The organism is Amycolatopsis albidoflavus (assembly GCF_039525725.1).
Lineage (GTDB): Bacteria > Actinomycetota > Actinomycetes > Mycobacteriales > Pseudonocardiaceae > Amycolatopsis > Amycolatopsis albidoflava.
Genome location: NZ_BAAAHV010000020.1, coordinates 1 through 3,845 on the forward strand (window position 1 = coordinate 1; position 3,845 = coordinate 3,845).

Genomic DNA, 3,845 nt, shown 5'->3' on the forward strand with positions numbered 1-3,845 from the left:
GCATCACCCAACGCCTTGTCAAAAGCCTTATCCACCGCACCCTTCGCATCCGCCACCGACGGATCCGAGCCGGACGAACCAGCTCCCGGAAGGGAGCCCGCGACGGGCACCGTGCCTGGCTGGCCGGAGCCGGACCCGCCGGGGGCACCGCCGGCGACCGGCACTGCGCCCGGATCAGCCGAGCCCGAACCGGCACCGGCCGCGCCGGAACCGTCGATCGCCTTGTCCGCCGCCTGCTTCGCGGCATCGAGCGCCTGCTGCGCGGCCGGATCGGCGGTCTGCGCCTTCACCCCGTCGACGGCCTGACCGACCGCATTCTTCGCGGCATCCCGAGCCGCCTGATCGGAGCCGGCACCGCCGCTGGAAGACGAAGCGGGCACCTCCTGCGGGCTTCCCTGCGGAGCCTGCAGCGCGGGCTGATCTTGCTGCGCCTGCTGGGCAGCAGGCGCCTCCTGGCTCGGCTGCTGGTCGACCAACTGCCGCGGCTGCATCTGCGGCTGCTCTGCCTGCGTCTGCGGCTGCTGGCTCGGCTGCTGCTCCACCAACTGCCGCGGCTGCATCTGCGGCTGCTCTGCCTGCGTCTGCGGCTGCTGCTGAATTACCTGCGGCGCTTGCTGTTGCTGCGGAGGCGGTTGGACGTCGTGCTCCTGCATCGGCGCGGGTCCGTCGACGTACTGCGTTCCCCCCGGAGGCGCCGGCAATGGCTCCCCCGGATGGGAGTCCATCCACGACGCGGTGTCCTGGTCCACGCTCTCGAACTGCTTGGCGTTGGCCATCGTATTGTCCGCGGCCTGCGTGATCGCATCGCCGATGTCCTTGCCATTGGCCAGCGCCTGGTCCCCGTACTTGCAATACTGGTTCGCGAAGGTGTTACCGATTTCGTCGCCGCCCCAGGAGCCGTAATAATAGTCATTGGCATGCTGGAGGACGTCTTGCGCCTGCAGCATTTCCTGGCCGGCGCTGCGCAATTTGTCCATCAACCGGGCCAGCGTCGGCCCGTCCAGGTAGAACGGCTCAGACATCGCCGCCGCCCTTGGCGTCCTTCCGGCCGGGCCTCTTCGCGATCGAGTCCACGTCGAGGCCGAGGCCCATCCCGCCCAGGCCCTGGAGCATCGGGCCGAGCAGCGACTCGAACATCTCGTCCGGCCGGACCTTGCCGCTGGCCAAGCCCGCGACGTCGAGCCCGGGGATCCCGATGCCGCCGCTCATCGCCCCAGCCAGCTTCTCCTGCGCCTGGGCCCTCCCCTTGCGCAGCGTTTCGAGGATGATGCTGGCCAACTGCTGAGGAGCGAGCTTCCGGTACTTGTCCCCGTTGAAGGTCAGCTCGGCCAACTCTCCCCTGCCGTCGAACGTCATCTCCAGCGAGCGGTCCTTGGCCCGGACTGTGATCGCCTCGTCCCAGACCCTGCCGAGCTCGTCGAGTTTGCGACGTTCGGTCTCGAGCGCCGCCATCGCGTCTTCCAGGCCGGACTCGGCGTCGCCGCCCAGCGAACCCCAATCGATGGTCATGGCTTCCTTCTTTCCAGGAGTTTGTCGACTTCGGCGAGCACGCTCTCCGGGGTGATCGGTTCGGGCTTTTCCGCTGCTTCGGACGCCTGCGGCGCCGGCTCCGCCCTTCCCAGCACGACAGGAAGGACACTCGGAGGATTCCAAATCTCGGGCTTCGGCTCGGCAGGCACGCCGGCCATCCGCCCGTTCTGCTGCTGTTGCTGCCCTTGCATACCTCCGAGCATCATCGGGGACATCGGCATTCCGCCGCTCTGCGCACCCGCCCCGTCACGATCAGGTGCATCGCCGTGCTGGACCGCGGGATACGGCCCGGCAGCCGCCAGTTCCGCCGGATACGTTCCGGCGGCACCGGGCGCGTGCATCGCCGCAGCCATCCGCGAAGGTCCCGCCCCGCCCGGGTCCGCGGACCCGGAATGCAACGCCGCGGTCGCCCCGCCCGGAACGCTCAAGGTTCCGTCCACAGTCGCCGCAGCGACTTCGTGTGCCGGCACGCCATCCGCGATCGTGGCCGGGAGCCGCGCGGCCGATGCGCCGCCGCCCTCGGAAGAAACCGTCGCCGGCCGCCCGGCATGCGCGGCCACGTCGTGCTCGGCCGCGACATCGAAATCGGCCGTTGTGCCGTGCTTGGCCGCGACATCATGCACGCCTGCGGCGTCGTGCACGCCCACGACATCGTGCTTGGCCGCGACATCACGTGCGACCTCCGCGCCAGGCTTGGCCGCAACGTCCTTTTTGCCTTCGACAGCCCGTCTGCCAGCACTGTCCTTTTTGGACTTGCCCCGCTTCTCGGCAGGCTTCACGCCATGCACCACCGCCGGCCGCTCCTCGCGGCCGAGGACGACCGGCCCGACGCCGACGCCGACATGGAGGGGCGCGATGGGCGTGGTGCGCTCTCGCGCCACCACTCCCTGGCCGAGTACCGGAGGCGGCGCACCGGGTTCGCTGCGGAAAGCCGGTCTGGCGGTGGCCGGTTCCGGATCCGCCGACCGCTGGCCCCGGCCGAGAACAGCCCCCGGCTGAAGCTCGTCCACTGGCGACGAGAACGAGCCCCGGCGAGTGCCGAGGCCTTCCGAGTGCGGCGTGTACCCGCCGGTCGTCAGCAGTTGCCACGGCCGATCTTGGCTCCCCGCCGGACCGCCGGTCCAGTCGGCCGTCTTGACGCCGACCGGAGGCGCGTTCACGACCGGCGGCGGCACATGGCTCGTCCAGCTGTCGTCGCCGACGGCGGGCGGCAGCGGCGCGATCGACTTCCCGATATCCTGATAGGCGGTGCGCAGGTCGTTCATGATCTGCTTGACGGACTGGTCGTTCATCTGCGCGGCTGCCTCCGGTGTCGGGGCGCCAGGCGCCGGCGGAGCGCTCTCCTGCTGGGCCTTCTGACCCTGCAGACCGCGCAGCCGCTGCTGATGCGCGGCCAGCACATCGCCAGCCTGGCGGAGAACCTTGCCGTAACCCGGATTCTCAAGCGCCAGCAGGACAGTCTGGGCGCGGGCCACGACCTCGTTCGCGATGCTGTCGAAATCTTCCGAGCCTTTGCTGGTCCAGGCTTCCTGCACGTACCGCAACTGGCGGCGGACCTGGTCAAGCACGTCGTGCAGGCGGGCCGCGGCCCGGTCGAACGCCGCGGCCCGCTGGTAGAAGGCGTCCGGGCTGACCTCGCTGATCAACTGTGCGAGCTGGTCGAAGGTCAGGGCGTCCAGCTCCGGATTGTCCAGGACCGGCTGGCCGGGCATGGCCAGCGATCCGCTCCCGGGGCTGGTCATGGCTGCTCGCTCCGGCCCAGCACCGTGGAGTCCGGCGCGTGCTCGTCCCCGGACCAGGCACCCTTGTCCGCCTGCAGCCAGATCTGCGGATCTCGCTCTTTGTTCTGCTGTCCGCCGCCGCCCATGCCGCCCATGCCGCCGCCCATCGGCATACCGCCCATCTGCGCGGCGCCTTGGCCGCCCGCGCCACCGGCCGGCGAACCGCCGGCCGGAACCGCCGACTGCTGTGCAGGCAAGCTGCCAGCCTGTGCCATCCCGCGCTGCTGAGCGACGTCCGTGTCGAACTGCGCCGGCACCTGCCCGCTCGAACCGCCGGCCGCGCCGCCCGGGCCCGACGACAGCACAGCCGGATGGTAGGGAGTGCCTCCGCCACCGCCGCCGCCACCGCCGTGACCGGGAGCAAGCGCTCCGCCGCCCGGACCGCCCGCAATGTTGTCCGCGGGGCTCGAACCGCCGAGGAAGTCGTGCAAGGGCGAGGCCGGGACCCCGGCCGACCGGAACGCTTCCTTGACCGGGTTTTCGATTCCGGTGATCGCGTTGTCCAACGCACCCTTCGCATCACCCAACGCAGCC

The 3,845-nt window shown here is 70.4% G+C and carries 2 protein-coding genes and 2 pseudogenes; all 4 read right to left on the reverse strand.

Going from position 1 to position 3,845, the window contains the following annotated elements; genetic code table 11:
- Nucleotides 1-1,022: pseudogene (locus ABD156_RS30470) on the reverse strand (hypothetical protein); the annotation flags it as partial.
- On the reverse strand, nucleotides 1,015-1,509 hold the full coding sequence (locus ABD156_RS30475) for a YbaB/EbfC family DNA-binding protein (protein WP_344281493.1): 495 nt from the start codon (nucleotides 1,507-1,509) through the stop codon (nucleotides 1,015-1,017). The gene ABD156_RS30475 and the pseudogene ABD156_RS30470, both read right to left, overlap by 8 nt.
- Nucleotides 1,506-3,272, reverse strand: a complete 1,767-nt coding sequence (locus ABD156_RS30480; protein ID WP_344281497.1) for a WXG100 family type VII secretion target — start codon at nucleotides 3,270-3,272, stop codon at nucleotides 1,506-1,508. Before ABD156_RS30480 ends, ABD156_RS30475 begins: the two co-directional genes overlap by 4 nt.
- Nucleotides 3,269-3,845 (reverse strand): annotated as a pseudogene (locus tag ABD156_RS30485) (hypothetical protein); the annotation flags it as partial. The pseudogene ABD156_RS30485 and the gene ABD156_RS30480, both read right to left, overlap by 4 nt.